The following is a 25,805-nucleotide window of genomic DNA, read 5'->3' on the forward strand; positions in this document are numbered from 1 at the left end:
ATGGGCAAAGGCTACCGACTCACCGCAGCCACCGGCATCCACAAGGGTGACCGCGAATACCAGCAGGACCAGGTGGCCTTGATCGCGCACCCCCGGGCGCAAGGCTGCGTGCTGGGCATCGTGGCCGACGGCATGGGCGGCCGCAGCGGCGGCCGCAAGGCCTCCGACCAGGTGATGCTCACGGCCAAGCAGCTGTTCGAGCGCTACTCGCCCGAGCAGGACGAGGCCTCGGGCCTGCTGCGCCAGATCGTCCAGGAGTCGCACCTGGTGATCAAGCTCACCGCCATCTCCGCCGAGCAGGAACCGCACAGCACCGTCGCGGCATTCCTCATCAACCCGGCGGGCGACTGCCACTGGGTGCATGCCGGCGATTCGCGCATCTACCACTTCCAGTCCGGCAAGCTGGTCAAGCGCACGATGGACCATTCGTACGTGCAGACGCTGGTCGATCGCGGCGAACTCACCGAGGAAGAGGCCAACGTCCACCCGCAGTCCAACATCCTCATGGGGTGCCTGGGCGCCGAGGACGACCCGCCGGCCGACATCAACCTCATCGCCCAGCTGCAGCCGGGCGACGTGCTCATGGCCTGCAGCGACGGCGTGTGGCACTACTTCAGCCCCAACGAGCTCGGCTCGGTGCTGTCGTCGCTGTCGCCGCGCGAGGCCAGTGAGTTCCTGATCGAAAAGGCGCGTTCGCGCGCCCGCGGGGGCGGCGACAACCTGTCCCTGGTGATCGTCAAGCTGGAGCCGCTGGGCGCCTGACACGCCCGCCGACTCAGGGCGGAACCGGCAGCGGCTTCACGGCCTTGTTGGACCGCGCCGCACGCTCCTCCACCTTTTCGCGGTGCTCGCGCGCATCCTCGATGCGCTGGTCGTGGCGGCGCTGGTTCTCCGCCACGTCGGCCCCGTCGCCTGCCGCGCGCTTCGGCTCGGCGGCGGCCGCGGAGCGGCCCTGCGCCGCCGAAGCCGCCTGCGCGGCCTTGGCGGCCTTGTCGGCGGCCCGCTGCTCGCGGGCGGCCTGCTCCTCCACCCCCTTGGCACGACGCTCCTCCTGGTCGCGCCGGTGCTGGGCATCCTTCTCCTCCAGCTCGCGCATGCGCTCGGCAGTGCGCTGCTTGCGCTCCAGGTCGTTGAGGCCGATCTCCTGGCGCCGCAGGTCGGACATGGCCTCGCGCCGCTTGCTGCGCGCGGCCTCGACGCAGCCCGTGACGGCGAACCGCTGGTAGCAGGCCTTCTGCTCGGCGAAGAACTCGGCGTCGAGGCGGGTGCGCTCGGCGGCGATGCGCTCGCGCTCGGCGGCGAGCTCCTTGGCGTCCTGGGCCACGGCGGCGGCCGGCAGCAAGGCGAGCAGGAGCAGGAAGGTCGGCAGGTGGCGGCGGCTCATGTCAGCCTAGTGTCCACCGTGCGGCGTTCGAGCGCCAGGAACTGCGCCGATTGCATCTCCGCCAGCCGGGACACCGTGCGCGGGAACTCGTGCGCCAGCGGCCCTTCGGTATAGAGCTGGTCGGCGAGCACGGCGGCCGAGAGGATGAGCTTGACGCGGCGGTCGTACAGCACGTCCACCAGCCAGGTGAAGCGGCGCGCCTCCGACGCCAGGTTCACCGGCATGTAGGGGACGTCGGACAGCAGGACGGTGTGGAACTGGGTGGCGATCTCCAGGTAGTCGTTCTGCGACCGCGGACCGCCGCACAGCGTGCGGAAGTCGAACCAGACCACCCCGCCCGCCTTGCGCCGCGCCCGGATCTCGCGCTGCTCGATGCGCAGCACCGGGTCCTCGTCGTGCGCCTCGGCCAGCTCGGTGAACGCCTCGTTCATCTCGGCGTCGGCCTGGGGGCCCAGCGGCGTGTGGTACAGCTTCACGTGCTCCAGCGTGCGCTGGCGGTAGTCGACGCCGTTGTCGACGTTCACGATCTCCAGGTTCGCCTTCAGCAGCGCGATGGCCGGCAGCAGGCGGTCGCGGTGGAGCCCGTTCGGGTACAGGTCGTCCGGCCGGAAGTTCGAGGTCGTCACGAAGCCCACCCCGTTGTCGAACAGCGCCTGCAGCAGGCGGTGCAGGATCATCGCGTCGGTGATGTCGGCGACGTGGAACTCGTCGAAGCAGATCAGCTTGAAGCGCCTGGCCATGCGCTCGCCCAGCTCGTCGAGCGGGTTGACCGTGCCCTGCAGCTCCGCCAGTTCGCGGTGCACCTCGCGCATGAACTCGTGGAAGTGCAGGCGCGTCTTGCGCCGGATCGGCACGGCCTGGAAGAAGCAGTCCATCAGGAAGCTCTTGCCGCGTCCGACCCCGCCGTGCATGTACACGCCACGCGGGATGTCGGGGTGGTTGATCAGCTTCTTGAAACTGTTGGAGCGCTTGACCTTGTAGTGTCCCCACTCTTCGGCGCAACGCTCCAGCGCGTCTACCGCGCGCAGTTGCGCGGGGTCGCTCCGGTAGCCACGCCGGGTGAGCTCCTGCTCATAGATCGCCTTGACGCTCATGCGCGGGGGTGTCGCGTCCTTCGCCAGCCGGTGGCGGCCGTCAGAAGTTCAGCGTCCGCTTGTCGACCGCCAGCGCCGCTTCCTTGGTCGCCTCGGACAGCGACGGGTGGGCGTGGCAGATGCGGGCGAGGTCCTCGGCACTGGCGCGGAACTCCATCGCCACCACGGCCTCGGAGATCAGCTCGCTGGCCATGGGGCCGACGATGTGCACCCCGAGGATCTCGTCGGTGGTGGCGTCCGCCAGGAACTTCACCATGCCGGTCGTGTCGCCCAGCGCGCGCGCGCGGCCGTTGGCCATGAACGGGAAGGTGCCGGCCTTGTACTTCACGCCGGCGGCCTTGAGCTGCTGCTCGGTCTGGCCGACCCACGCGATCTCCGGGCTGGTGTAGATCACCCAGGGGATGGTGTTGAAGTTGACGTGCCCGTGCTGGCCGGCGATGCGCTCGGCCACCGCCACGCCCTCCTCCTCGGCCTTGTGGGCCAACATCGGCCCGCGCACCACGTCGCCGATGGCCCAGACGTTGGGCAGGCTGGTGCGGCACTCGTCGTCCACCACGATGGCGCCGCGCTCGTCCAGCTTCAGGCCCACGGCATCCGCCGCCAGGCCGGTGGTGTTCGGCACGCGGCCGATGGAGACGATGAGCTTGTCGACCTCCAGCGTCTGCGCCTCGCCCTTGGCGTTGGTCCAGGCAACGCTGACACCCTTGGGACCGTTGGTGACCTCGCCGACCTTCACGCCCAGCTCGATCTTCAGGCCCTGCTTGGTGAACGCCTTCTGCGCCTCCTTGGCGATCTGTTCGTCGACCGCGCCCAGGAACGTGGGCAGTGCCTCCAGCACCGTGACCTCGGCACCCAGACGCCGCCACACCGAGCCCATCTCCAGGCCGATGACGCCCGAGCCGACGAGGCCCAGCTTTCTGGGCACCTGCGGAACGCGCAGCGCGCCGTCGTTCGACAGGATGTTCACCTCGTCGAATGCCGCGCCAGGCAGCGCGCGCGGGTTGGAGCCGGTCGCCAGGATGACGTGCCGGGCCGTGATGCTGTCCTCGGTCGGGCCGCTGACCTTGATCTCGTAGCCGCCCTCGCCGGCCTTCACGAACGACCCGCGGCCGTGGAAGAACGTCACCTTGTTCTTCTTGAACAGGAACAGGATGCCGTCGTTGTTCTGCTTCACGACCTGGTCCTTGCGGGCCAGCATCTTCGCGACGTCGATCTCGAGGCCGCTGATCTTGATGCCGTGGTCGCCGAAGTGCTTGCCGGCCTCCTCGAAGTTCTCCGAGGACTGCAGCAGCGCCTTGGACGGGATGCAGCCGACGTTCGTGCAGGTGCCGCCGGGCGCCGGCTTGCCGTCCTTGTTCTTCCACTCGTCGATGCAGGCGGTGTTGAACCCCAGCTGCGCCGCGCGGATGGCGGCGATGTAGCCGCCGGGGCCGCCGCCGATCACGACGACATCGAATTGCTTGCTCATCAGACTCTCCAGCCCTCAGTGCGAGAGCTTCAGGGTGACGACGCCGCCGACGATCAGCGCCACGCCGAGCACCCGGCCCGGGGTCAGCGCGTCACCGAAGAACAGGACGCCGATCAAAAACGTTCCGGCGCCGCCGATGCCGGTCCAGACGGCATAGGCGGTTCCGATGGGAATGTGGCGCTGCGCCAGCCACAGCAGCAGGCCCGACAGGGCCATGCAGACGATGGCGATGCCGATGCCCCAGGCCTTGAGCCCCTGTTGCGAGAGCTTGAAGCCGACCGGCCAGCCCACTTCGAACAGGCCGGCGGCCAGTAGGTACAGCCACGCCATGACGCGGTTCGCGCCGTCAGATGTCGAACAGCAGGCGCGCCGGGTCTTCCAGCGCTTCCTTCATCGCCACCAGGCCCAGCACCGCCTCGCGGCCGTCGATGATGCGGTGGTCGTAGCTCATGGCGAGGTAGTTGATCGGGCGCACCACGACCTGGCCGTTCTCGACGACCGCGCGGTCCTTGGTCGCATGCACGCCCAGGATGGCCGACTGCGGCGGATTGATGATAGGGGTCGACAGCATCGAGCCGAACACGCCGCCGTTGGAGATGGAGAAGGTGCCGCCGGTCATCTCCTCGATGCCCAGCTTGCCGTCGCGCGCCTTGGCGCCGTACTCGGCGATCTTCTTCTCGATGTCCGCGAACGACTGCTGGTCGGCATTGCGCAGGATCGGCACCACCAGGCCGCGCGGCGAGCCCACGGCGATGCCGATGTCGAAGTAGCCGTGGTAGACGATGTCGTTGCCGTCGACGCTGGCGTTGAGAACCGGGTACTTCTTCAGCGCGTGCACGGCCGCCTTGACGAAGAAGGACATGAAGCCGAGCTTGACGCCGTGCTCCTTCTCGAACTTCTCCTGGAACTTCTTGCGCATCTCCATCACCGGGGCCATGTTGACCTCGTTGAAGGTGGTGAGGATGGCGTTGCTCGACTGCGACTGCAGCAGGCGCTCGGCCACCCGGGCACGCAGGCGGCTCATCGGCACGCGCTGCTCGGGGCGGCCGCCGAGGTCGGGCGCGACCGGCGCCGCCACCTGGGGCAGCGCGGGCGCGGGAGGACGGGCCGAGGGGACAGCCGCGGCGGGCTTGGCGCCACCGGCGACCGCCGACAGGACGTCGCCCTTGGTGATGCGGCCGTCGCGGCCGGTACCGGGCACGGAGCCGGCAGCCAGGCTGTTGTCGGCCATCAGCTTGGCCGCCGCGGGCATCGCCACGTCGGACTTGGAACCGCCGGTCGCCGGCGCGGCGGCCGGCTTGGCGGCGGCCGGGGCCGCCGTGGCGGCAGCAGCCGGTGCCGCCGCAGCAGCAGAGGCACGGCCCGCGCTGTCGATCTTCGCGATGACCTGATCGGCCGTCACGGTGCCGCCGTCGGCCACCACGATCTCGGACAGCACGCCGGCGCTGGGGGCCGGCACCTCGAGCACGACCTTGTCGGTCTCGATCTCGATCAGGATCTCGTCCTGCGCGACGGCCTCGCCGGCCTTCTTCTTCCACTGCAGCAGGGTCGCTTCCGCCACCGACTCCGACAGCTGGGGCACCTTCACGTCAACGATCGACATGTTCTTCTTCCGTTTTGCGTTAAGCGTCGGGCAGCGGGCGAGAACCAGCGACGGCGCACGCGCGCCATTGCCGATGCCCGCGCCGGACTGGTTACTTGGTGAGGACGAAACCCTTGAGCTTGCCGAACGCGCCGTCGACCAGCGCTTTCTGCTGCTCCTGGTGCAGGTGCGAGTAGCCCACGGCCGGGGACGCCGAGGCGGCCCGACCGGAGTAGCCGAGCTTCTGCCCCTCGACCAGGTTCTCGTGGATGTAGTGCTGCACGAAGAACCAGGCGCCCTGGTTCTGAGGCTCGTCCTGGCACCACACGACGTCGGTCGCATTCGGGTACTTGCGCAGCTCCGCCGCGAACGCCTTGTGCGGGAACGGATAGAGCTGCTCGACACGCAGGATCGCGGTGTCGTCGGCGCCCTTCTCCTCGCGCTTCTTGGCCAGGTCGTAGTAGACCTTGCCCGAGCACACGACCACGCGCTTGACCTTGTCGGCCTTGAGGTCCTTGTTCTCGGGGATGACGGTCTGGAAGCCGCCGCGGGTGAATTCGGACAGCGGCGAGGTGGCGTCCTTGTTCCGCAGCAGCGACTTGGGCGTCATGATCACCAGCGGCTTGCGCAGCTGGCGGATCATCTGCCGGCGCAGCACGTGGAAGATCTGGCTGGCGGTCGTCGGCTGCACCACCTGGATGTTGGTGTCGGCAGACAGCTGCATGAAGCGCTCCAGGCGGGCCGAGCTGTGCTCGGGGCCCTGGCCCTCGTAGCCGTGCGGCAGCATCAGGGTGATGCCGTTGACGCGGCCCCACTTCACCTCGCCGGAGGCGATGAACTGGTCGATGACGACCTGCGCGCCGTTGGCGAAATCGCCGAACTGGGCTTCCCAGATCACCAGCGTGTTCGGGTCGTTCGACGCATAGCCGTACTCGAAGCCGAGAACGGCCTCCTCGGACAGGATGGAGTCGATGCAGACGAACGGCGCCTGGTTCTCGGCCACGTTCTGCAGCGGGATGTAGGTGCCGATGTCCCAGCGCTCGCGGTTCTGGTCGTGCAGCACGGCGTGGCGATGCGTGAAGGTGCCACGGCCCACGTCCTCGCCGGACAGGCGCACCGGGTAGCCGCTGGCGACCAGCGACGCGAAGGCCATGTGCTCGCCCATGCCCCAGTCGACGTTGACGTCGCCGCGCCCCATGGCGGCGCGGTCCTCCAGGACCTTCTTGACCAGCGGGTGCACCGTGAAGTGCTCGGGCACCGTGGTGATGCGCTCGCCCAGGCGCTTCCACTCGGCCATCGGGATGGCGGTGTCGCCCGCGTCCGTCCACTTCTTGCCCAGGAAGGGCGTCCAGTCGACGGCGTACTTGCTCTTGAAGTTGGTCAGGACCGGGTCGACCGTGTGCCGGCCCGCGTCCATCGCGGAGCGGAAGGCCTTGACCATGTCGTCGCCCAGCGTGTCGCCCATGCCCTGGGCGGCCAGCTTGTCGGCGTACAGCCTGCGCGTGCCGGGGTGCTGGGCGATCTTCTTGTACATCAGCGGCTGGGTGAGCGACGGGGTGTCCTGCTCGTTGTGGCCCAGCTTCCGGAAGCACACGATGTCGACCACCACGTCCTTGGCGAACTCCATGCGGTACTCCAGCGCCAGCTGCGTGGCCAGCGCGACCGCCTCGGGGTCGTCACCGTTCACGTGCAGCACCGGCGCCTCGATCATCTTGACGACGTCGGTGCAGTACAGCGTCGAGCGCGTGTCGCGCGGATCGGAGGTGGTGAAGCCGATCTGGTTGTTGATGACGATGTGCACCGTGCCGCCCGTGTAGTAGCCACGAGTCTCGGCCAGCGCCAGCGTCTCCTGCACCACGCCTTGGCCGGCGATGGCGGCATCGCCGTGCACCAGCACCGGCAGCACCTGCTTGCCCTTGGGGTCGGCGCGGCGGTCCATGCGGGCGCGCACGGAGCCCTCGACCACCGGGTTGACGATCTCCAGGTGCGAAGGGTTGAAGGCCAGCGACAGGTGCACCGGGCCGCCGGGCGTGCTGACGTCCGAGCTGAAGCCCTGGTGGTACTTCACGTCGCCGGACGGCAGGTCTTCCTTGGCCGTGTGGTCGAACTCGGCGAACAGGTCCGCCGGCATCTTGCCCAGCGAGTTCACCAGCACGTTCAGGCGGCCGCGGTGGGCCATGCCGATCACGATCTCCTGCACGCCCTTGGCGCCGGCCTGCTGGATCAGCTCGTCCATCGAGGCGATGAAGCTCTCGCCGCCTTCGAGCGAGAAGCGCTTCTGGCCGACGTACTTGGTGTGCAGGAAGCGCTCGAGGCCCTCGGCGGCCGTCAGGCGGTCGAGGATGTGCTTCTTCTTCTCGGCGCTGAACTGGGGCTTGCTGCGGATGGATTCCAGCTTCTGCTGCCACCAGCGCTTGCGGCCCTGGTCGCTGATGTACATGTACTCGGCGCCGATGGTGCCGCAGTAGGTCTCGCGCAGCGCATTGGTCAGCTCGCGCAGGGACATGCTGTCCTTGCCGAAGAAGGTGTTGCTGATGTTGAACACCGTCTCCTGGTCGGCCGCGGTGAAGCCGTAGAAGGACGCCTCCAGCTCGGGGATGTTCTCGCGCTCGGTGCGCTTGAGCGGATCGACGTCGGCCCAGCGGCAACCGACGTTGCGGTAGGCGGCGATGAGCTGCTGGACGGCGGTGCGCTTGCGGGCCAGCTCGGAATCGGCGCCGCCGGCCACGACGACCTTGGTACCGCCCTGCTTGGCGCGCTCGGCGAAGGCGTTGATCACCGGCAGGTGCGGCACATCCTTGGCATGGCTGCCGTCGGCCGCGGGCACGTGCTGCAGGGCGTCGAAGTATTCGCGCCAGTTGTCGGGAACGCTGCCGGGGTTGGCGAGGTAGTTCTCGTACATCTCCTCGACGTAGGGCGCGTTGCCCCCGAACAGGTAGGAGTTGCCGAGATAGGCCGTGTAGACGGAGCTCTGATCGCTCATCTCGCTGACTTTCTGCTCCCCTGGAGGGAACTTCAGTTGGTTGAGGAAACCTTCCGCGACACGGCTGAACCGGATGGCGGATGCGACTGTGGGCTGGAAGGGGCCTGAGGTTGCGGCCGCGATTGTGCCATCGATCGCCCCCACTTCGGCAAAGGGGATTTGCCTGCGGCCGGCCGCGTCAGGCAGTGATCAGGTCGCGGATCTGCTGGAGGGCGGACGGATCCTCGATGGTGGTGAGGTCGCCCGGGTCGCGGCCCTCGCAGACGGCCTGGATGGCACGCCGCAGCAGTTTGCCGCTGCGAGTCTTGGGCAACAGCGTGACGAACCGGACGCGGGACGGGCGGGCCACCGCGCCGAGCTGCTGGTCGACGACCTTCAGGATGGCACCCTCCAGCTTCAGTGCGTCGGCCGGGTCGGCCACCGCGGCCGCGTCGCGCGGCACCACGAACGCCATGGCCACCTGGCCCTTGACCGGATCGGCCACCCCGACCACGGCGACCTCGGCCACGGCGGGATGGCTGGAGATGCTTTCCTCGATCTCGCGCGTGCCCAGCCGGTGGCCGGCCACGTTGATCACGTCGTCGGTGCGCCCCAGGATGTAGTAGTAACCATCTGCATCGCGGATGCCCCAGTCGAAGGTGCTGTAGACCATCTTGCCGGGAATGGACTTCCAGTAGGTCTGGACGTAGCGGGCATCGTCGCGCCACACCGTCTGCATGAAACCGGGCGGCGTGGGCCCTTCGATGACGACGACGCCCTTCTGGTCGGGCTCGGTGAGTTCTTCGCCGGTGGCCTCGTGGACGATGCGGACCTTGAACCCGTACATCGGCACGCCCGGGCTGCCGAACTTGCCGGGTTGCTTCTCCACCCCGTTCGCGATCGTGAGGATGGGCCAGCCGCTTTCGGTCTGCCAGTAGTTGTCGACGACCGGCACACCCAGCCCATCGGCGATCCAGCGCGCCGTGGGCTCGTCCAGCGGCTCGCCGGCCAGGAACAGCGCCCGCAGGCTCGACAGGTCGTACTTTTGCAGGAAGGCCGGGTCCTGCTTCTTGAGGACCCGCACCGCGGTGGGCGCGCTGAACATGACCGAGACCTTGTACTTCTCGACCAGGCTCCACCAGATGCCCGCGTCCGGCCGGATCGGCAGCCCCTCGTACAGGATGGTCGCCATGCCGGCGATCAGCGGCCCGTAGACGATGTAGCTGTGGCCCACCACCCAGCCGATGTCGCTGGTGCTGAAGTAGGTTTCGCCGGCCTGCGCGTCGAAGATGTGCCGCATGCTGGCCGCCAGCGCCACGGCATAGCCGCCGACGTCGCGCTGCACGCCCTTCGGGCGGCCGGTCGTGCCGCTGGTGTAGATGGTGTAGCTCACGTCGGTGGCGTCCATCCACTCGCACGCCACCGTGGTGTGCAGGTGCTTGTCGCGCAGCGGGGCCCAGTCATGGTCGCGGCCGGGCACCCGCTCCATCGGCGCCAGGCCACGGTCGGCCAGCAGCACGGCGCGCGGCTTGTGCGACGAGAGGCGGATGGCCTCGTCCAGCAGCGGCTTGTAGGCGGTGACCTTGCCGCCGCGCGAACCGGCGTCGGCGCTGACGATCACCAGCGGCCCGGCGTCCTCGATGCGGGACGCGAGCGAGACCGAGGCGAAGCCGCCGAACACCACCGAATGGATGGCACCGATGCGGGCGCACGCCAGCATCGCGAACACCGCCTCCGCGATCATCGGCATGTAGACCAGCACCCGGTCGCCGCGGCCCACACCCAGCTCGCGCAGCATGGCGGCGGTGCGCTGCACCTCGGCGTGCAGTTGCCGGAAGGTGTAGGTAGCCTCGGTGCCGGTTTCGCTGGACACCGCGATCAGCGCGGCCTGGTCGCCCCGTTGTGCCAGGTGCCGGTCGACGGCGTTGTGGCAGAGGTTGGTGGTGCCGCCGACGAACCAGCGCGTGAACGGTGGCCGGTCGTTGTCGCAGATGCGGACCGGCGGCGTCTTCCAGTCCACCAGGCGGGCCTGTTCGGCCCAGAACGCATCCGGCTCCTCGATGGAGCGGCGGTGGAAGTCGGCGTAACCCATGGTGTCTCCTCGTCTGGTGGCCGGGCCATTGTGGCCGCCGGCCTTGCCCGACGCTGACAGGCCGCCGCTACCGCACCAGGTCGAGCACGTCCTTGAAGCGCGGGTGGCCGGCATCGCGCAGCCACTCGAACGCGACCATCTCGGTCGTGACCAGTTCGCAGCCGGCGCCGGCCAGCCGGTCGAAGGCGGCGTCGCGGTTGCGCTCGGTTCGGGAGCCGCAGGCGTCAGTGACGATCCAGACGTCGAGCTCCTCGTCGAGCAGGTCGAGCGCGGTCTGCAGCAGGCACACATGGGCTTCGCAGCCGGCCAGCACGATGCTCTCGCGCGGGGCGGCGGCGGCCGCCGCGGGCTTGCGCAGGTGCTTGGGCAAGCTGCGGGCATTGCCGCCCTGCTGCTCGCGCGCCGGCGCCCGCAGGCGCGGCAGCAGGACGCCGGCGGCGCTGAACACCATCTTGGGCAGCACCGTGTCGACATGAGGCAGCAGCTCCGGCACGGTCGGGCCCAGCCCGGCCGGGTTCTCCTCCGTGCCCCAGCAGGGCACGTCGAGCAGGCGGGCGATGCGCGCCAGCCGCACGGCGTTCGCCAGCACGGCCGCAGCCTCGTGCACGGCCGGCATCAGGCGCTGCTGGCAGTCGACGAGGACGAGTTGGCTCTCTTGGGCATCCAGCAGCATCGGGGGCTCGGGTCGTTCGGGGCGCCCGATGATACGGGCCTCAGGACACCGCGTAGTCGTCCAGGTGGTCGTCGTGGCCGTGCAGCGGCGCGGGCCGTGAATGGCGCTCGCGCGAGCGGCGCAGGTAGGTGCGGCGCAGCTCCTGGTGTTCGCGGTGGCGCGCGAGCCGCACGCTCAGGCGCTCGTACAGCGCCCAGACGGCGCCCTCCCCGGGGCCGCAGGTGTCGACGGTCACTTCCGGCACCAGCACCAGGTCGTCGTCGGGCAGGTCCAGCTCCAGGCGGCATGGCCGGCCGAACACGCCGAAGATGGCGTCCGCCGCCTCCTGGTGCCGGGTCGCGGGCAGCAGCACCGCGAACTGGGCCGGGCCGGTGCGCGCGGCCAGCCCCTGGCGCCCGGCCAGCCGCAGCAGGCGTTCGACCAGGGTCTTTCGCAGCGCCTCGCTGACGTGGCTGCCGTACATGCCGCGGACCTCGAGCAGATCCTGGAAATCGAAGATGGCCAGCGCCGCCTCCCGGCCGGTGCGCGCCACCAGCCGGTCGCCCAGCTCCAGAAGCCCTTGGCGGCTGTGGAGCCCGGTCTGCTCATCCCGGCCGCCGCGGGCCCTTCGCAGCCTCTGCAGCAGGGTGCGCAGGAACCCGGGAGCGGCGGCCCGGACGGACTCGCGACCGTCGAGTTCGATGCTGGTGGGTTCGAAGTCCTTGTGCACGATGGTTTCCTGCAGTCCCGCGCGCTTGGGGGGGCTGGCTGCGATGACAACACGCGTCCTGTTTGCGCTCTTCAGGCGTTTGCGCCACCACCGTAGGCATTTGGCTTACTCGGCCACGTGTGGCCGGGCCGAACCGCCGCGCTGCCGGGCTGCAGGCACTAAACTGGCAGGCCTCGCGCTGATTCCCCGCAGCGCTCCCGCCGCCATCTGCATGAGAACTCCCTCCACGTCCGACAAGCCCATCCGCGTGGTGCTCGCCGACGACCACGACCTCGTGCGGTCCGGCATCAAGGCGCTGTTGTCGATGGTCGAAGGCGTCGAGGTGGTCGCGGAAGCGCGCAACGGCAGCGAACTGGTGACCCTGGTCGATTCGCTGCGGCCCGACGTGGTGATGACGGACATCTCGATGCCCGGCATGGACGGCATCGCGGCCATCGGCGAGATCCATGGCCGCCACCCCGGTGTCCGGCTGCTGGTGTTGTCGATGTACGACACCGTCGATTTCGTCAAGCGCGCGGTGGCCAGCGGCGCCTGCGGTTACCTCATGAAGGACGCACCGCCCTTCGAGCTGGAGCAGTCCATCCGCAGCGTGATGGCCACCGGCACCTACTTCAGCCCCGTCATCGCCCAGCGGCTGCTGCAGCCGTCCGAACCGACCGCGAACGACGAACTCACCGACCGCCAGGTCGAGATCCTCAAGCTCATCGCGCAGGGCAAGGCGTCCAAGGAGATCGCCTTCGAGCTCGGCCTGTCGCCCAAGACGGTGGACGTCCACCGCGCCCGCATCATGGAACGGCTGCGGCTGAACGACATCGCCAGCCTCACCCGCTACGCGGTGCGCAAGGGGCTGGTCAAGCCCTGAGGCTCCTCAGGGGAGCAGCCGCAGCAGGCGCCCGTCGGCGCTGTCGGTCAGCAGGTAGAGCAGCCCATCGGGCCCCTGGCGGACGTCCCGCACCCGGCCGATGCCTTCCAGCAGCTTGTGCTCGCGCGCGACCTTGCCGTCGGCGAGTTCGACGCGGTCGAGGTAGCCGAATTTCAGCGAGCCGATGAACAGGCTGCCCTTCCAGTCCGGGCCGTAGCGGTCGCTGGTGAGGAACGCCATGCCCGAAGGCGCGATCGAGGGCACCCAGTAATGCAGGGGCTGCTCCAGGCCGGCCCGCGCTGTGATGCCGTCGCCGATCGGGCCGCCGCCGTAGTTCTCGCCGTACGTGATGATGGGCCAGCCGTAGTTGCGGCCCGGCTGCGGCAGGTTGATCTCGTCGCCGCCCTGTGGCCCGTGTTCGTGCATCCACAGGCGGCCGTCCGGACCCAGGGTGGCGCCCTGGCTGTTTCGGTGGCCCAGGCTCCAGATCTCGGGCAGGGCCCCGTGCCGCCCGGCGAACGGGTTGCCGGGCGCGGCCTGCCCGTCCTTGGTCAGCCGGACGATCTTGCCCAGGTGGTTGTCCAGGCGCTGCGCGTCCTGCTTGCGGACGAACCGCTCGCCGAGTGTGAGGAACAGCAGGCCGTCCGGCGTCTCGACGATGCGGCAGCCGAAGTGCAGGCTGCTCGCCACCTTCGGCTTCTGGCTGAAGATCACCTGCACGTCGTCGAGCCGGCTGCGGTCCGGCGCCAGCCGGGCCCGGGCCAACGCGGTGGAGTTGCCGCCGGGACCGGGCTCCGAGAAACAGAAGAACAGCTGGCGGTTGCGCTCGAAGTCCGAGTCCAGCACCAGGTCCAGCAGGCCGCCCTGCCCGCCCGCGACCACCGGGGGCACGCTGCCGATCGGAGCGCCCACGCGGCCATCCGGTTCGACGATGCGCATGCGTCCGGCCCGCTCGGTGACCAGGAAGCGGCCGCCTTCGATGAAAGCAACTGCCCAGGGATTCGCCAGGCCGGTGGCAACCGGTTGCACGCGCGGCTGTGCCGCCAGCCCCGCCAGCGTGAAAAGCAGCACGCAGGCCACCACGCCACGACCGATCGACCCGCCCCCGACTGCTAAGCTCATCAGATCCCCCGACTTCCGCAATCCGCGATCTGACCCGAGCGGGCCATTGCGAAACTCCAATCGCATCAATAAGTTACAAAGCGTCGTTCGCTTGACTTCGACTTTTCTGAACCTTACTCTCCGCGCGATGTTCAAGTGGCTCATCAGTTCCCTCGTGCTGGCCGGCGCCCTGTCGGCCCAGGCAGCGCCCTCGGCGCCGACGGACGATGACCAGCGCCTCACGGCCGACAAGGGCCTGCTGGTGCGGCTCGGGCAGGTGCGCGACCGCATCACCGACACCACGTCCGAGCTGGTCGTCACCGCCATGGGATTCATGGGGGTGCCGTACCGGCGCGGCGGCATTTCCGCCGAGACCGGGTTCGACTGCAGCGGCTTCGTCAAGGCGATGTACGAGCAGACGGTGGGCCTGATCCTGCCGCGGCGCGCCAACGAACAGGCCGCCGCCACCCAGGCGATCGACAAGAAGGATCTCCAGCCCGGCGACCTGGTGTTCTTCAACACCATGCGGCGGGCCTTCAGCCACGTCGGCATCTACGTCGGCGACGGCAAGTTCATCCATTCGCCCAAGCCCGGCGCCGAGGTGCGGGTCGAAGACATGGGCGTGGGCTACTGGAAGCGCCGCTTCGACGGCGCGCGGCGCGTGCTGCTGTCGCAGCAACAGCCGGCCCCGTCAATGGGCAACAGCCCGGCCGACAACCTCCCGACCGGCCCCTGAGCCGGCCTCCCTTCGTACTACAGCCGCCGGTGGGCGGCTGGCGAGGCTACTTGCGCGGCGGCGGGACGTCGGTGCAGGTACCGTGGGCGATCTCGGCGGCCATGCCGATCGATTCGCCCAGCGTCGGGTGCGGATGGATGGTCTTGCCGATGTCCACCTCGTCGGCGCCCATCTCGATGGCCAGCGCCACCTCGCTGATGAGGTCGCCGGCGTGCGTGCCGACGATGCCGCCGCCGAGGATGCGGTGCGTGTTGGCATCGAACAGCAGCTTGGTGAAGCCCTCGTCGCGCGTGTTCGCGATCGCCCGGCCCGACGCCGACCAGGGGAAGTGCCCCTTCTTGATGGCGATGCCCTGCGCCTTGGCCTGGTCCTCGGTGAGGCCCACCCACGCCACCTCGGGGTCGGTGTAGGCGACGCTCGGGATCACGCGGGCGTCGAACGCCACCTTCTCGCCGGCGGCGGCTTCCGCCGCCACGTGCGCCTCGTGCACGGCCTTGTGGGCCAGCATGGGCTGGCCGACGATGTCGCCGATGGCGAAGATGTGCGGGACGTTGGTGCGCATCTGCACGTCGACCGGGATGAAGCCGCGGTCGCTGACGGTGATGCCGGCCTTCTCGGCGCCGATCTTCTTGCCGTTGGGACTGCGGCCGACGGCCTGCAACACCAGGTCGTACACCTGCGGCTCCTTGGGTGCCTGTTCGCCCTCGAACCGCACCAGGATGCCGTCCTTGGTGGCTTCCGCCCCGACCGTCTTGGTCTTGAGCATGATGTTGTCGAACCGCGGGGCGTTCATCTTCTGCCACACGCGCACCAGGTCGCGGTCGGCGCCCTGCATCAGGCCGTCGAGCATCTCGACCACGTCGAGCCGGGCGCCGAGCGTGGAATACACCGTCCCCATCTCCAGGCCGATGATGCCGCCGCCCAGGATCAGCATCCGCTTGGGCGCGCTCGCCAGTTCCAGCGCGCCGGTCGAATCGACGACGCGCGGATCCTTGGGCATGAAGGGCAGTGAGACCGCCTGCGAGCCGGCGGCGATGATCGCGTTCTTGAAGCGGATCACCTGCTTCTTGCCAGTCGTGTCCTTGCCCGTGCCGGTGGTCTCCTCCACCTGCACCGTGTGCGGATCGAGGAAGGTGCCGTTGCCGCGCACGACAGTCACCTTGCGCATCTTGGCCATGGCGGCCAGTCCGCCGGTGAGCTTGCCGGTGACCTTGTCCTTGTGCGCCTTGAGCTTGGCGCGGTCGATGGCGGGCTTGCCGTAGGACACGCCCAGCGATTCGAAGTGGCTGACCTCGTCCATCACCGCGGCGACGTGCAGCAGCGCCTTGGACGGGATGCAGCCGACGTTCAGGCACACGCCGCCGAGCGTCGCATAGCGCTCGACCAGCACCACCTTCATGCCCAGGTCGGCGGCGCGGAAGGCAGCGGAATAGCCGCCCGGCCCGGCGCCCAGCACCAGCATGTCGCACTCGAGGTCGGCACCGCCGGCGTAGGTCGACGCCACCGGGGCCGGGGCCGGCGCCGCCGCCGGCGCCTGGGGCGCGGGCGCGGCCGGTGCCGGCGCAGGGGCCGCGCCCTGGGCCTCGAGCACCAGCAGCACGGAACCCTCGGACACCTTGTCGCCGATCTTGACCTTCAGTTCCTTGACGGTGCCGGCATGGCTGGACGGAATCTCCATCGAAGCCTTGTCGCTCTCCACCGTGATGAGCGATTGCTCCGCCTTGACGGTGTCGCCCGGCTTGACCAGCACCTCGATGACGGCCACGTCCTTGAAGTCCCCGATATCGGGGACCCGCACGTCGAGCAGGCTCATTTGGACTCCCTCATCTTCACGGTGAACACATCGAACGGCAGGGCAGAGTTGCGGTCGAACTCGCACCCGGCCGTGATGCCGGCTTCGGCCACTTCACGGGCCGTCTTCGCCTTGTTGTAGATCGAATGCATCGCCCCGAGGGCGAAGCTGCGTCCGGAGCCGATGCCCCAGAACTCCTTGAACTCGAACACCTCGCGGTAGCTGTACAGGCCGTAGATGCCGCTCGCGTTGGCGATGACCACGCTGAACTGGCTGGACTCGTACGGGTCGCTGTCCTCCTCCTTGGTCTGCAGGAAGAAGTTGTCCTTGAGGTAGGGATGCAGCTTGGTGAAGGTGTCGAACACCTCGTCCTTGCTGCCCAGGTGCAGGATCTCCCGCGGCATCGACGACATCGCCTTGCGCAGCACGGGGAAGTGCGCCACCGTGCCGGCCATGCCGATGTAGCTGGGCCCGCCATCGGTGTCGACGCGGAAGATCTTGGTGTTGTCCTCGTAGCGCTTGGACAGCATCGTGTCGCCAAAGGTCACCAGGGTATCGGCTGCGATGGCGATCTGCCCGGCCTTCTTCACTACGACAACGGTGGTCATTACGTCGAGGTCTCTTTTCTTCTTAGAGGAGCACGCGGCGGAAGTCCGCCAGGATGGCCCCCAGGTAGGCATTGAAGCGCGCGGCCGAGGCACCGTCGATGACGCGGTGGTCCCACGACAGCGACAGCGGCAGCATCAGCCGCGGCTGGAACTGCTTGCCATCCCAGACCGGTTCGGTCTGGCTGCGACAGACCCCGAGGATAGCGACTTCCGGCGCGTTGATGATCGGCGTGAAGTAACGGCCGCCGATCCCGCCGAGCGACGAGATCGTGAAGGTGGCTCCGGTCATGTCGGCAGGGCCGAGCTTGCCGTCGCGCGCCTTCTTGGCGAGGTCGCCCATCTCCTGGCTGATCTGCAGCACGCCCTTCTTGTCGGCGTCCTTCACCACCGGCACCACCAGCCCGTTGGGCGTGTCGGCGGCGAAGCCGATGTGCCAGTAGTTCTTCAGCACCAGCTGCTCGCCGTCGAGCGAGCTGTTGAACTCGGGGAACTTCTTGAGGGCCGCGACGCTGGCCTTGATGAGGAAGGCGAGCATCGTGACCTTGACGCCGCTCTTCTCGTTCTCCTTGTTCAGCTGGACGCGGAAGGCCTCGAGATCGGTGATGTCGGCATCGTCGTGGTTGGTGACGTGCGGGATCATCACCCAGTTGCGGTGCAGGTTGGCGCCGCTGATCTTCTTGATGCGCGACAGGTCCTTGCGCTCCACCGGGCCGAACTTGGTGAAGTCCACCTTGGGCCAGGGCAGCAGGCCCAGCGCCTCGCCACCGCCGCCGCCGGCCGGTGCCTTGGCCGCCGCGGCCTTGGTGACGGCCTCCCCGCGCATGACCGCCTTGGTGAAGCCCTGCACGTCTTCCTGCAGGATGCGGCCCTTGGGGCCCGTACCCTTGACTTCGTCGAGCGGCACGCCGAGCTCGCGCGCGAACTTCCGCACGGACGGCGATGCATGCGGCATGCTGGCAGTGGGCGCGCCCGGTTCGTGCGGCGGCAGGGCCGCGGTGGGAACGGTTCGTTCGGCCGTGCCGGGGCCGGCGGGCGCGGCGGGCACGGGAGCCGGCGCGGCGACGGGCGCCGCTGCAGCAGGAGCCGGTGCCGGTGCCTGTGCGGCTGCAGCGCCTTCCAGCACCGCCACCAGGTCGCCGATGTTGACCTTGTCGCCGATCTTGACCTTCAGTTCCCGGAGCGTGCCGGCGGCCGACGACGGGATCTCCATCGAGGCCTTGTCCGACTCCACCGTGATGAGCGACTGCTCCGGCTGGATGCTGTCGCCCGGCTTGACCAGCACCTCGATGACGGCCACGTCCTTGAAGTCGCCGATGTCGGGGACGCGAACCTCGACCGATCCACCGCCGGACGCCGCCGGGGGCGCGGCGGGTGCCGGCACGGAGGCGGCAGGAGCAGCGGCCGCCTTCGCCGGCGCGGACGCGGCCGGCGCGGGGGCTGCTGCGCCGGCGGCCTCGACGATCAGCAGCACCGACCCTTCGGCCACCTTGTCGCCGACCTTGACCTTCAGTTCCTGGACGACGCCGCCGACGGACGACGGGATCTCCATCGAGGCCTTGTCGGATTCCACCGTCACGAGCGACTGCTCGGGCTTGATGGTGTCGCCGGCCTTGACCAGCACTTCGATGACCGCGACTTCATCGAAGTCCCCGATGTCGGGGACCTTCACTTCGACGGATGCCATGGGCTTGTTCTCCTCGTTCTTGTTGGCGCCGCGTGGCAGGCGCGTCAGGCGTACAGCGGATTGATCTTGTCGACGGACAGCCCGTACTTCTTGATGGCCTCGGCCACCTTGGCCGCCGGCACCGCCCCGTCCTCGCTCAGCGCCTTGAGCGCCGCGACCACGACATAGTGGCGGTTCACCTCGAAGTGCTCGCGCAGCATGCTGCGGAAGTCGCTGCGGCCGAAGCCGTCGGTGCCCAGCACCTTGTAGCTGCGCCCCTTGGGGATGTAGGCGCGGATCTGCTCGGTGTAGGCCTTGATGTAGTCGGTGGACGCGACCACCGGGCCGGGTTGCGACTCGAGCTGCTGCGTCACGAAGGCGACGCGCGGCTTGTCGGTCGGGTGCAGCAGGTTCCAGCGCTCGCAGTCCTGGCCGTCACGGGCCAGTTCGTTGAAGCTCGGGCAGCTCCACACGTTGGCCGACACGCCCCAGTCCTTCTCCAGCAGTTCCTGTGCGGCGATCGACTCGCGCAGGATGGTGCCCGACCCCAGCAGGTTGACCGTCGCCTTGCCCTTGCCGGCCTTGGCGCCGGGCTTGTACAGGTACATGCCCTTGACGATCTGCTCCTCGGTGCCAGGCACCAGGCCGGGCATCGGGTAGTTCTCGTTCAGCAGCGTGATGTAGTAGAAGACGTTCTCCTGCTTCTCGACCATGCGCTTCAGGCCGTGCTGCATGATCACCGCGACCTCGTGCGCGAACGTCGGGTCGTAGCTCACGCAGTTCGGGATGGTGTGCGCCAGCACGTGGCTGTGGCCGTCCTCGTGCTGCAGGCCCTCGCCGTTGAGCGTCGTGCGGCCGGACGTGCCGCCCAGCAGGAACCCGCGGGCCTGCATGTCACCGGCCGCCCAGGCCAGGTCGCCCACGCGCTGCAGCCCGAACATCGAGTAGTAGATGTAGAACGGCACCATGATGCGGTTGTTCGTCGAGTACGACGTCGCCGCGGCGATCCAGCTGGCCATCCCGCCGGCCTCGTTGATGCCCTCCTGCAGGATCTGGCCGTTGACCTCCTCCTTGTAGTAGGAGACCTGGTCACGGTCCTGCGGGGTGTACTTCTGGCCGTCCGGGTTGTAGATGCCGATCTGGCGGAACAGGCCCTCCATGCCGAACGTGCGGGCCTCGTCGACCAGGATGGGCACCGTGCGCGGGCCCATTTCCTTGTCGCGCAGCAGCGCCGTGAGGAAGCGGACGTAGGCCTGCGTCGTGCTGATCTCGCGGCCCTCGGCCGTCGGGTCGAGCACCGCCTTGAAGGCTTCCAGCGGGGGCACCTTCAGCTGCTCGTCGGCCTTGGCGCGGCGCTTGGGCAGGTAACCGCCCAGCGCCTTGCGCCGCTCGTGCAGGTACTTCATCTCCGGCGTGTGCTCGTCGGGCTTGTAGAACGGGATCTCGGCAAGCTTGTCGTCCGGGATCGGGATGTTGAAGCGGTCGCGGAAGGCGCGGATGTCGTCGTCGCCGAGCTTCTTGGCCTGGTGGGCGATGTTGCGCCCCTCGCCCGCCTTGCCCATGCCGAAGCCCTTGACCGTCTTGATCAGCAGCACGGTCGGCTGGCCCTTGTGGTGGACGGCCTTGTGGTAGGCCGAGTACACCTTCTGCGGGTCGTGGCCGCCGCGGTTCAGGCGCCAGATGTCCTCGTCGCTCATCTTCGCGACCATCTCCAGCGCCTTGGGGTGCTGGCCGAAGAAGTTCTTGCGCACGAATGCGCCGTCGTTGGCCTTCATGGCCTGGTAGTCGCCGTCCAGCGTCTGCAGCATGATCTGCTTCAGGATGCCTTCCTTGTCGCGCGCCAGCAGCGGGTCCCAGTAGCTGCCCCAGATCAGCTTGATGACGTTCCAGCCCGCGCCGCGGAATTCGCCTTCAAGCTCCTGGATGATCTTGCCGTTGCCGCGCACCGGGCCGTCCAGGCGCTGCAGGTTGCAGTTGACCACGAAGATCAGGTTGTCGAGCTTTTCACGGGCCGCCAGGCCGATGGCGCCGAGCGACTCGACTTCATCCATCTCGCCGTCGCCGCAGAACACCCAGACCTTGCGGTTCTCGGTGTTGGCGATGCCGCGGGCATGCAGGTACTTCAGGAAGCGCGCCTGGTAGATCGCCATCAGCGGGCCCAGGCCCATCGACACGGTCGGGAACTGCCAGAACTCCGGCATCAGCTTGGGATGCGGATAGCTGGACAGGCCCTTGCCTTTCACTTCCTGGCGGAAGTTGAGCAGCTGCTCCTCGGAGATCCGGCCCTCGAGGTACGCCCGCGCGTAGATGCCGGGCGAGCTGTGCCCCTGGATGTACAGGCAGTCGCCGCCGTGGTCCTCGCTCTCGGCGTGCCAGAAATGGTTGAAGCCGGCGCCGAACATGTTGGCCAGCGACGCGAACGAGCTGATGTGGCCGCCCAGGTCGCCGCCGTCCTCGGGATGGAGCCGGTTGGCCTTGACCACCATGGCCATGGCGTTCCAGCGCATGTAGGCGCGCAGGCGCTCCTCAATCTCGAGGTTGCCCGGGCAACGCTCCTCGTCCTGCGGCTCGATCGTGTTGATGTAGCCGGTGGTCGCCGAGAACGGGAGGTCGATGCCCTCCTGGCGTGCCTGCTCCAGCAAATGCTCCAGCAGGAAGTGCCCCCGCTCTCGACCCTCCGTGGCGATGACCGCGGATAGCGCGTCGATCCATTCACGGGTTTCCTGCGCGTCCGCGTCGTTGGCGGCCGCGCCGAACAGGTGGTCGGGCTGAGCTGACATGGCTTTGTCTCCAGTGTTCGTGGTGATTTTGGTACGGGTGCCGTACGCCTGTGCGCAGTGTCGCACACCTCGCCGAAGATTTCAAATGGTGCTCATGCATTTCGTAATGTGAATTCTCGGCACGAAAATCACTCACCTACACTCGGATACTCCATGCAAGACAGCCCCTCCCACGAGCTGCACGAAGCCGCCGCGCCGGTCCCCTGGCTGCGGCGCTGGTGGCGGCGCCAGACACCCGGCCGCCAGGACCGGTACGCCATGCTGGCGCCCCTGGCGGCGGTGCTGCTGTTCCTGGCCGCCATCATCTCCGCCTTCTGGTACCTGCGGTTGGAGGAAATCGACCGCGAGCAGGAGGCCGTCCGGCGCGACGTCGAATACGGGCAGCAACGGCTGCGCCTGCGGCTGCTCGAGCGGCAGGAGCAATTGATGCGCCTGGCCCGCGACGTCTCCAACAAGGACGTCGACGCCGAGGACTTCGTCGGCCGGGCCGAAACGCTGGTCACCCAGTACCCGGAACTGCAGGCCCTGGCCTGGATCGACGAGCGGCGCCGCCTCAAGGCCGCCTACGCCGGGCCCAGCGTGCCCACCGCGCAGCAGCGCCTGCCGGGGGACCTGCTACGCAGTGGGGAGACCGAGGCGACCTATTCCCTGGTGCGCGACCTGCAGCAGCCGGTGTACTCGCAGCCGTCCCGAAACGGCGACGCCGTGCCGCTGCTGCAGCTGCACGTGCCGCTGGCCGACCAGGCCCGCTTCGCTGGCGTCATCCTGGGCGAGTACTCCATCGACAGCCTCCTGCGTTACGGGGTGCCGGCCGAGGTGTCGGCGCGCTACGCCGTGTCGCTGCTCGATGGCAAGGGACGGCTGCTTGCCGGGCAGTCGCTGCCGCCCCGCGGGCCGGCCAGCGCCCTCCTCGCCTGGGCCACGCCGCAGGCCAACGAGTTCGAGGTGCCGGTCTCGCCGGTCGGCAACGGCCTGGTGCTGCGGGCGCAGGCCTACCGCACCTCGCTGGGGGTGGTGGGCAGCGGCCTGTTCTGGCTGGTGGGCACGCTCAGCGCCATGACGGCCTGGATGCTCATCGGCAACTGGCGCCACACGCGCCGCCGCATGCAGGCCCAGCAGGCCCTGATCGCCGAGACCAATTTCCGCCGGGCCATGGAGAATTCCATGCTCACCGGCATGCGCGCCCTCGACATGCACGGCCGCATCACCTACGTGAACCCGGCCTTCTGCCAGATGACCGGCTGGAGCGAGGCCCAGCTCGTGGGCCGCACCGCCCCCTTCCCCTACTGGCCCGAGGAGGACAGCGAGCAGCTCGCCGCCCGGCTGGACGATGAACTGAACGGCCGCACCCTGCCCGGCGGCTTCCAGGTGCGCGTCAAGCGCCGCGACGGCTCGCTGTTCGATGCCCGCATGTACGTCTCGCCGCTGATCGACCCCAAGGGCCACCAGACCGGCTGGATGACGTCGATGACGGACATCACCGAGCCGAACCGCATCCGCGAGCAGCTGCAGGCCTCCCACGAGCGCTTCACCACCGTGCTGGAGGCCCTCGATGCGTCGGTGTCGGTCGCGCCGCTGGGCAGCGAGGAACTGCTGTTCGCCAACAAGCTGTACCGCCTGTGGTTCGGCCAGCACACGGTGGGGCACCTGCAGATGGTGGCCCAGGCCGGCGTGCCCGACACGCCGCGTTCGGACGAATCGCTCGACGAGGTCGACTCGTTCGTGGGCCTGCCCACCGGGCAGCTGACGGCGGCCCAGTCCGAGAACGCCGAGATCTTCGTGCCGGAACTGGGCAAGTGGCTGGAGGTGCGTTCGCGCTACCTGAACTGGGTGGACGGCCGGCTGGCGCAGATGGTGATCGCCACCGACATCACGCCGCGCCGGCATGCCGAGGAGCAGTCGGCCGCGCAGGCCGAGCGCGCCCAGTCGGCCAGCCGCCTGATCACGATGGGCGAGATGGCGTCGAGCGTCGCGCACGAGCTGAACCAGCCGCTCACCGCGATCAACAACTACTGCAACGGCCTGGTCTCGCGCATCAAGGCCGGCCAGATCAAGCAGGACGACCTGCTCCTGGCCCTGGACAAGACGGCGCGCCAGGCCCAGCGCGCCGGCCAGATCATCCAGCGCATCCGCAGCTTTGTGCGGCGCAGCGAGCCGAACCGGGCCCCCTCCGACGTCGCCGCGATGGTGGCCGAGGCGGTCGAACTGGCCGACATCGAGCTGCGCCGGCGCAACGTGCGCCTGTCGCACTACGTGGCCGCGCAGCTGCCCAAGCTGCTGGTCGATCCCATCCTGATCGAACAGGTGCTGGTCAACCTCCTGAAGAACGCGGCCGAATCCATCGACAACGCGCACCGGACGACCGCACAGCGCAGCGTCGAACTGCGCGCCATCCTGCGCGAGGTCGACGAGCAGGCAGTGGTGGAGTTCTCGGTCGTCGATTCCGGCAAAGGCCTGGCGCCCGAGGTCATGGACCGCCTGTACGAGGCCTTCTTCTCCACCAAGGCCGAAGGCATGGGCATCGGCCTGAACTTGTGCCGCACCATCGTCGAATCGCACCAGGGTCGGATGCAGGCCGAGAACATCTACAATGGCGCCGACGTCGTAGGCTGCCGGTTTTCCTTCTGGATTCCTGTCTCCGGCGCTATCAGTTCCGCAGCAAACAAGGACGCCGGAGTACCTGCATGAGCCTGATCCCGAAGAAGGGCACCGTCTACGTGGTCGACGACGACGAAGCGGTCCGCGACTCGCTGCAATGGCTGCTCGAAGGCAAAGACTACCGGGTGCGGTGCTTCGAATCGGCCGAGTCCTTCCTGGCCCGCTACGACCCGCGCGAGGTCGCCTGCCTGATCGTCGACATCCGCATGGCCGGCATGACCGGCCTCGAACTGCAGGATCGGCTGATCGAGCGCAAGTCGCCGCTGCCCATCGTCTTCATCACCGGCCACGGCGACGTGCCCATGGCCGTGAACACGATGAAGAAGGGCGCGATGGACTTCATCCAGAAGCCCTTCAAGGAAGAGGAACTGGTCAGCCTGGTCGAGCGCATGCTCGAACACGCGCGCGGCGCCTTCGCCGAATACCAGAGCGCCGCCAGCCGCGATGCCCTGCTCTCCAAGCTCACCAGCCGCGAAGCCCAGGTGCTCGAACGCATCGTCGCCGGCCGCCTGAACAAGCAGATCGCCGACGACCTGGGCATCAGCATCAAGACGGTAGAGGCGCACCGAGCCAACATCATGGAAAAGCTCAACGCCAACACCGTGGCCGACCTGCTCAAGATCGCCCTCGGCCAGGGCAGCGCCGCCAAGGCCTGATCCCAGTCCAGCATCGGGCGTCGAGCGAGGTCCCGGCGTCCACGGCCGCTGGACGTCCATCCCTACGCCCCATGACCGCACAACTGATCGACGGCAACGCGCTGTCCAAGAAGATCCGCGCCGACGTCGCCGGCCGCACCCAGGCGCTGCGCGCCCGTGGCATCCAGCCCGCGCTGGCCATCGTCCTGGTCGGCAGCGACCCCGCCAGCCAGGTCTACACGCGCCACAAGGTCAACGACAGCACCGAGACCGGCCTGCAGGCCACGCTCGAGACCTACCCGGCCGACCTGTCCGAGGAGAAGCTCCTTGCCCGCATCCGGGAACTGAACGCCGACCCCGCCGTGCACGGCATCCTGGTTCAGTTGCCGCTGCCCAAGCACCTGAACGCCAGCAAGGTGATCGAGACGATCGCGCCCGCCAAGGACGTCGATGGCTTCCACGTCGCCAGCGCCGGCGCCCTGGTCACGGGCCAGCCGGGCTTCTGGCCCTGCACCCCGTACGGCTGCATGAAGATGCTCGAAAGCATCGGCTACGACCTGCGCGGCAAGCACGCCGTCGTCATCGGCCGAAGCAACATCGTCGGCAAGCCGATGGCCCTGATGTTGCTGCAGAAGAACGCGACCGTGACCATCTGCCACAGCGGCACCACCGACCTGAAGGCCCACACGCGGCAGGCCGACGTGGTCGTGGCGGCGGTGGGCAAGCGCAACGTGCTGACGGCCGACATGGTCAAGCCCGGCGCGGTCGTCATCGACGTCGGCATGAACCGCGACGAGGCCGGCAAGCTCTGCGGTGATGTCGACTTTGCAGGCGTGCGGGAGGTGGCCGGGTGGATCACGCCGGTGCCCGGCGGAGTCGGCCCCATGACCCGCGCCATGCTGCTGGTGAATACCCTGGAAGCCGCCGAGCGCGCGGCCGGCTGAATCGGGGCGATTGGCAACGGCAATCCCGCCGCCCGTTGAAGCGGGGCGGGCTTGCCGCAAAA

General features: G+C 68.5%; 20 protein-coding genes. 6 read left to right on the forward strand and 14 right to left on the reverse strand.

The annotated features are described in order from the left end of the window. Positions 1–762, forward strand: a complete 762-nt coding sequence (locus tag GON04_RS01860) for a PP2C family protein-serine/threonine phosphatase (RefSeq protein WP_157396311.1) — start codon at positions 1–3, stop codon at positions 760–762. Between the two features lie 13 nt (positions 763–775). Here the strand turns inward: GON04_RS01860 and GON04_RS01865 are convergent, their stop codons facing one another. The 9 genes from GON04_RS01865 to GON04_RS01905 form a co-directional block, all read right to left on the reverse strand. Further along, the gene (locus tag GON04_RS01865) at positions 776–1,384 is read right to left on the reverse strand and encodes a hypothetical protein (protein ID WP_157396312.1); all 609 of its coding nucleotides are present in this window, start codon (positions 1,382–1,384) and stop codon (positions 776–778) included. Further along, positions 1,381–2,478, reverse strand: coding sequence for a cell division protein ZapE (zapE, locus tag GON04_RS01870; RefSeq protein ID WP_157396313.1), 1,098 nt, complete (start codon positions 2,476–2,478; stop codon positions 1,381–1,383). Before zapE ends, GON04_RS01865 begins: the two co-directional genes overlap by 4 nt. A gap of 40 nt (positions 2,479–2,518) precedes the next feature. Further along, the gene (gene lpdA / locus GON04_RS01875) at positions 2,519–3,946 is read right to left on the reverse strand and encodes a dihydrolipoyl dehydrogenase (RefSeq protein WP_157396314.1); all 1,428 of its coding nucleotides are present in this window, start codon (positions 3,944–3,946) and stop codon (positions 2,519–2,521) included. A 15-nt stretch (positions 3,947–3,961) separates the two neighbouring features. Beyond that, positions 3,962–4,276 (reverse strand): DMT family transporter, encoded by a 315-nt coding sequence (locus GON04_RS01880; RefSeq protein WP_157396315.1) that lies wholly within the window; start codon positions 4,274–4,276, stop codon positions 3,962–3,964. A gap of 16 nt (positions 4,277–4,292) precedes the next feature. Beyond that, positions 4,293–5,549 carry a 2-oxoglutarate dehydrogenase complex dihydrolipoyllysine-residue succinyltransferase gene (gene odhB, locus GON04_RS01885; protein ID WP_157396316.1) on the reverse strand — a complete coding sequence of 419 codons (1,257 nt, stop codon included), beginning with the start codon at positions 5,547–5,549 and terminating at the stop codon, positions 4,293–4,295. Positions 5,550–5,640: 91 nt separating this feature from the next. Beyond that, on the reverse strand, positions 5,641–8,511 hold the full coding sequence (locus GON04_RS01890; RefSeq protein WP_157396317.1) for a 2-oxoglutarate dehydrogenase E1 component: 2,871 nt from the start codon (positions 8,509–8,511) through the stop codon (positions 5,641–5,643). Positions 8,512–8,689: 178 nt separating this feature from the next. Continuing rightward, positions 8,690–10,582, reverse strand: coding sequence for a propionate--CoA ligase (locus GON04_RS01895; protein WP_157396318.1), 1,893 nt, complete (start codon positions 10,580–10,582; stop codon positions 8,690–8,692). Positions 10,583–10,649: 67 nt separating this feature from the next. Further along, complete coding sequence (locus GON04_RS01900; protein WP_157396319.1) at positions 10,650–11,255, reverse strand: isochorismatase family protein; 606 nt, start codon at positions 11,253–11,255, stop codon at positions 10,650–10,652. 40 nt (positions 11,256–11,295) lie between these two features. Then, positions 11,296–11,964 carry a diguanylate cyclase domain-containing protein gene (locus GON04_RS01905; protein WP_157396320.1) on the reverse strand — a complete coding sequence of 223 codons (669 nt, stop codon included), beginning with the start codon at positions 11,962–11,964 and terminating at the stop codon, positions 11,296–11,298. 211 nt (positions 11,965–12,175) lie between these two features. On the opposite strand from GON04_RS01905, the gene GON04_RS26530 reads away from it, so the two are divergent. Further along, positions 12,176–12,826, forward strand: coding sequence for a response regulator transcription factor (locus GON04_RS26530; protein WP_181653835.1), 651 nt, complete (start codon positions 12,176–12,178; stop codon positions 12,824–12,826). A gap of 6 nt (positions 12,827–12,832) precedes the next feature. Here the strand turns inward: GON04_RS26530 and GON04_RS01915 are convergent, their stop codons facing one another. Next, complete coding sequence (locus GON04_RS01915) at positions 12,833–13,882, reverse strand: PQQ-dependent sugar dehydrogenase (RefSeq protein ID WP_458334853.1); 1,050 nt, start codon at positions 13,880–13,882, stop codon at positions 12,833–12,835. Positions 13,883–14,075: 193 nt separating this feature from the next. Here GON04_RS01915 and GON04_RS01920 point away from each other — a divergent pair, with 193 nt between their 5' ends. Further along, positions 14,076–14,663: a C40 family peptidase gene (locus GON04_RS01920; protein WP_157396323.1), complete on the forward strand. Its 588-nt coding sequence runs from the start codon at positions 14,076–14,078 to the stop codon at positions 14,661–14,663. 46 nt (positions 14,664–14,709) lie between these two features. On the opposite strand, the gene lpdA (GON04_RS01925) is transcribed toward GON04_RS01920, so the two are convergent. From lpdA (GON04_RS01925) to aceE, 4 genes are read right to left on the reverse strand one after another with little or no spacing between them, the layout of a single operon-like run. Further along, positions 14,710–16,476 carry a dihydrolipoyl dehydrogenase gene (gene lpdA, locus GON04_RS01925; protein ID WP_157396324.1) on the reverse strand — a complete coding sequence of 589 codons (1,767 nt, stop codon included), beginning with the start codon at positions 16,474–16,476 and terminating at the stop codon, positions 14,710–14,712. Next, the gene (locus GON04_RS01930) at positions 16,473–17,063 is read right to left on the reverse strand and encodes an Ntn hydrolase family protein (protein WP_157396325.1); all 591 of its coding nucleotides are present in this window, start codon (positions 17,061–17,063) and stop codon (positions 16,473–16,475) included. The genes lpdA (GON04_RS01925) and GON04_RS01930 overlap by 4 nt, the downstream gene beginning before the upstream one ends. Positions 17,064–17,085: 22 nt before the next feature. Further along, positions 17,086–18,747 carry a dihydrolipoyllysine-residue acetyltransferase gene (aceF, locus tag GON04_RS01935; protein ID WP_157396326.1) on the reverse strand — a complete coding sequence of 554 codons (1,662 nt, stop codon included), beginning with the start codon at positions 18,745–18,747 and terminating at the stop codon, positions 17,086–17,088. Positions 18,748–18,791: 44 nt separating this feature from the next. Further along, the gene (aceE, locus tag GON04_RS01940) at positions 18,792–21,506 is read right to left on the reverse strand and encodes a pyruvate dehydrogenase (acetyl-transferring), homodimeric type (RefSeq protein WP_157396327.1); all 2,715 of its coding nucleotides are present in this window, start codon (positions 21,504–21,506) and stop codon (positions 18,792–18,794) included. Positions 21,507–21,659: 153 nt separating this feature from the next. On the opposite strand from aceE, the gene GON04_RS01945 reads away from it, so the two are divergent. The 3 genes from GON04_RS01945 (at position 21,660) to folD (ending at position 25,743) form a co-directional block, all read left to right on the forward strand. Beyond that, entirely contained in the window at positions 21,660–24,194 is a 2,535-nt protein-coding gene (locus tag GON04_RS01945) for a PAS domain-containing sensor histidine kinase (RefSeq protein ID WP_157396328.1), read from the forward strand. Next, positions 24,191–24,820: a response regulator transcription factor gene (locus GON04_RS01950; RefSeq protein ID WP_157396329.1), complete on the forward strand. Its 630-nt coding sequence runs from the start codon at positions 24,191–24,193 to the stop codon at positions 24,818–24,820. The genes GON04_RS01945 and GON04_RS01950 overlap by 4 nt, the downstream gene beginning before the upstream one ends. A gap of 71 nt (positions 24,821–24,891) precedes the next feature. Further along, positions 24,892–25,743 (forward strand): bifunctional methylenetetrahydrofolate dehydrogenase/methenyltetrahydrofolate cyclohydrolase FolD, encoded by an 852-nt coding sequence (folD, locus tag GON04_RS01955; RefSeq protein WP_157396330.1) that lies wholly within the window; start codon positions 24,892–24,894, stop codon positions 25,741–25,743. Positions 25,744–25,805: the final 62 nt, after the last annotated feature.

The sequence above is a fragment of the Ramlibacter pinisoli genome, assembly GCF_009758015.1.
GTDB lineage: Bacteria > Pseudomonadota > Gammaproteobacteria > Burkholderiales > Burkholderiaceae_C > Ramlibacter > Ramlibacter pinisoli.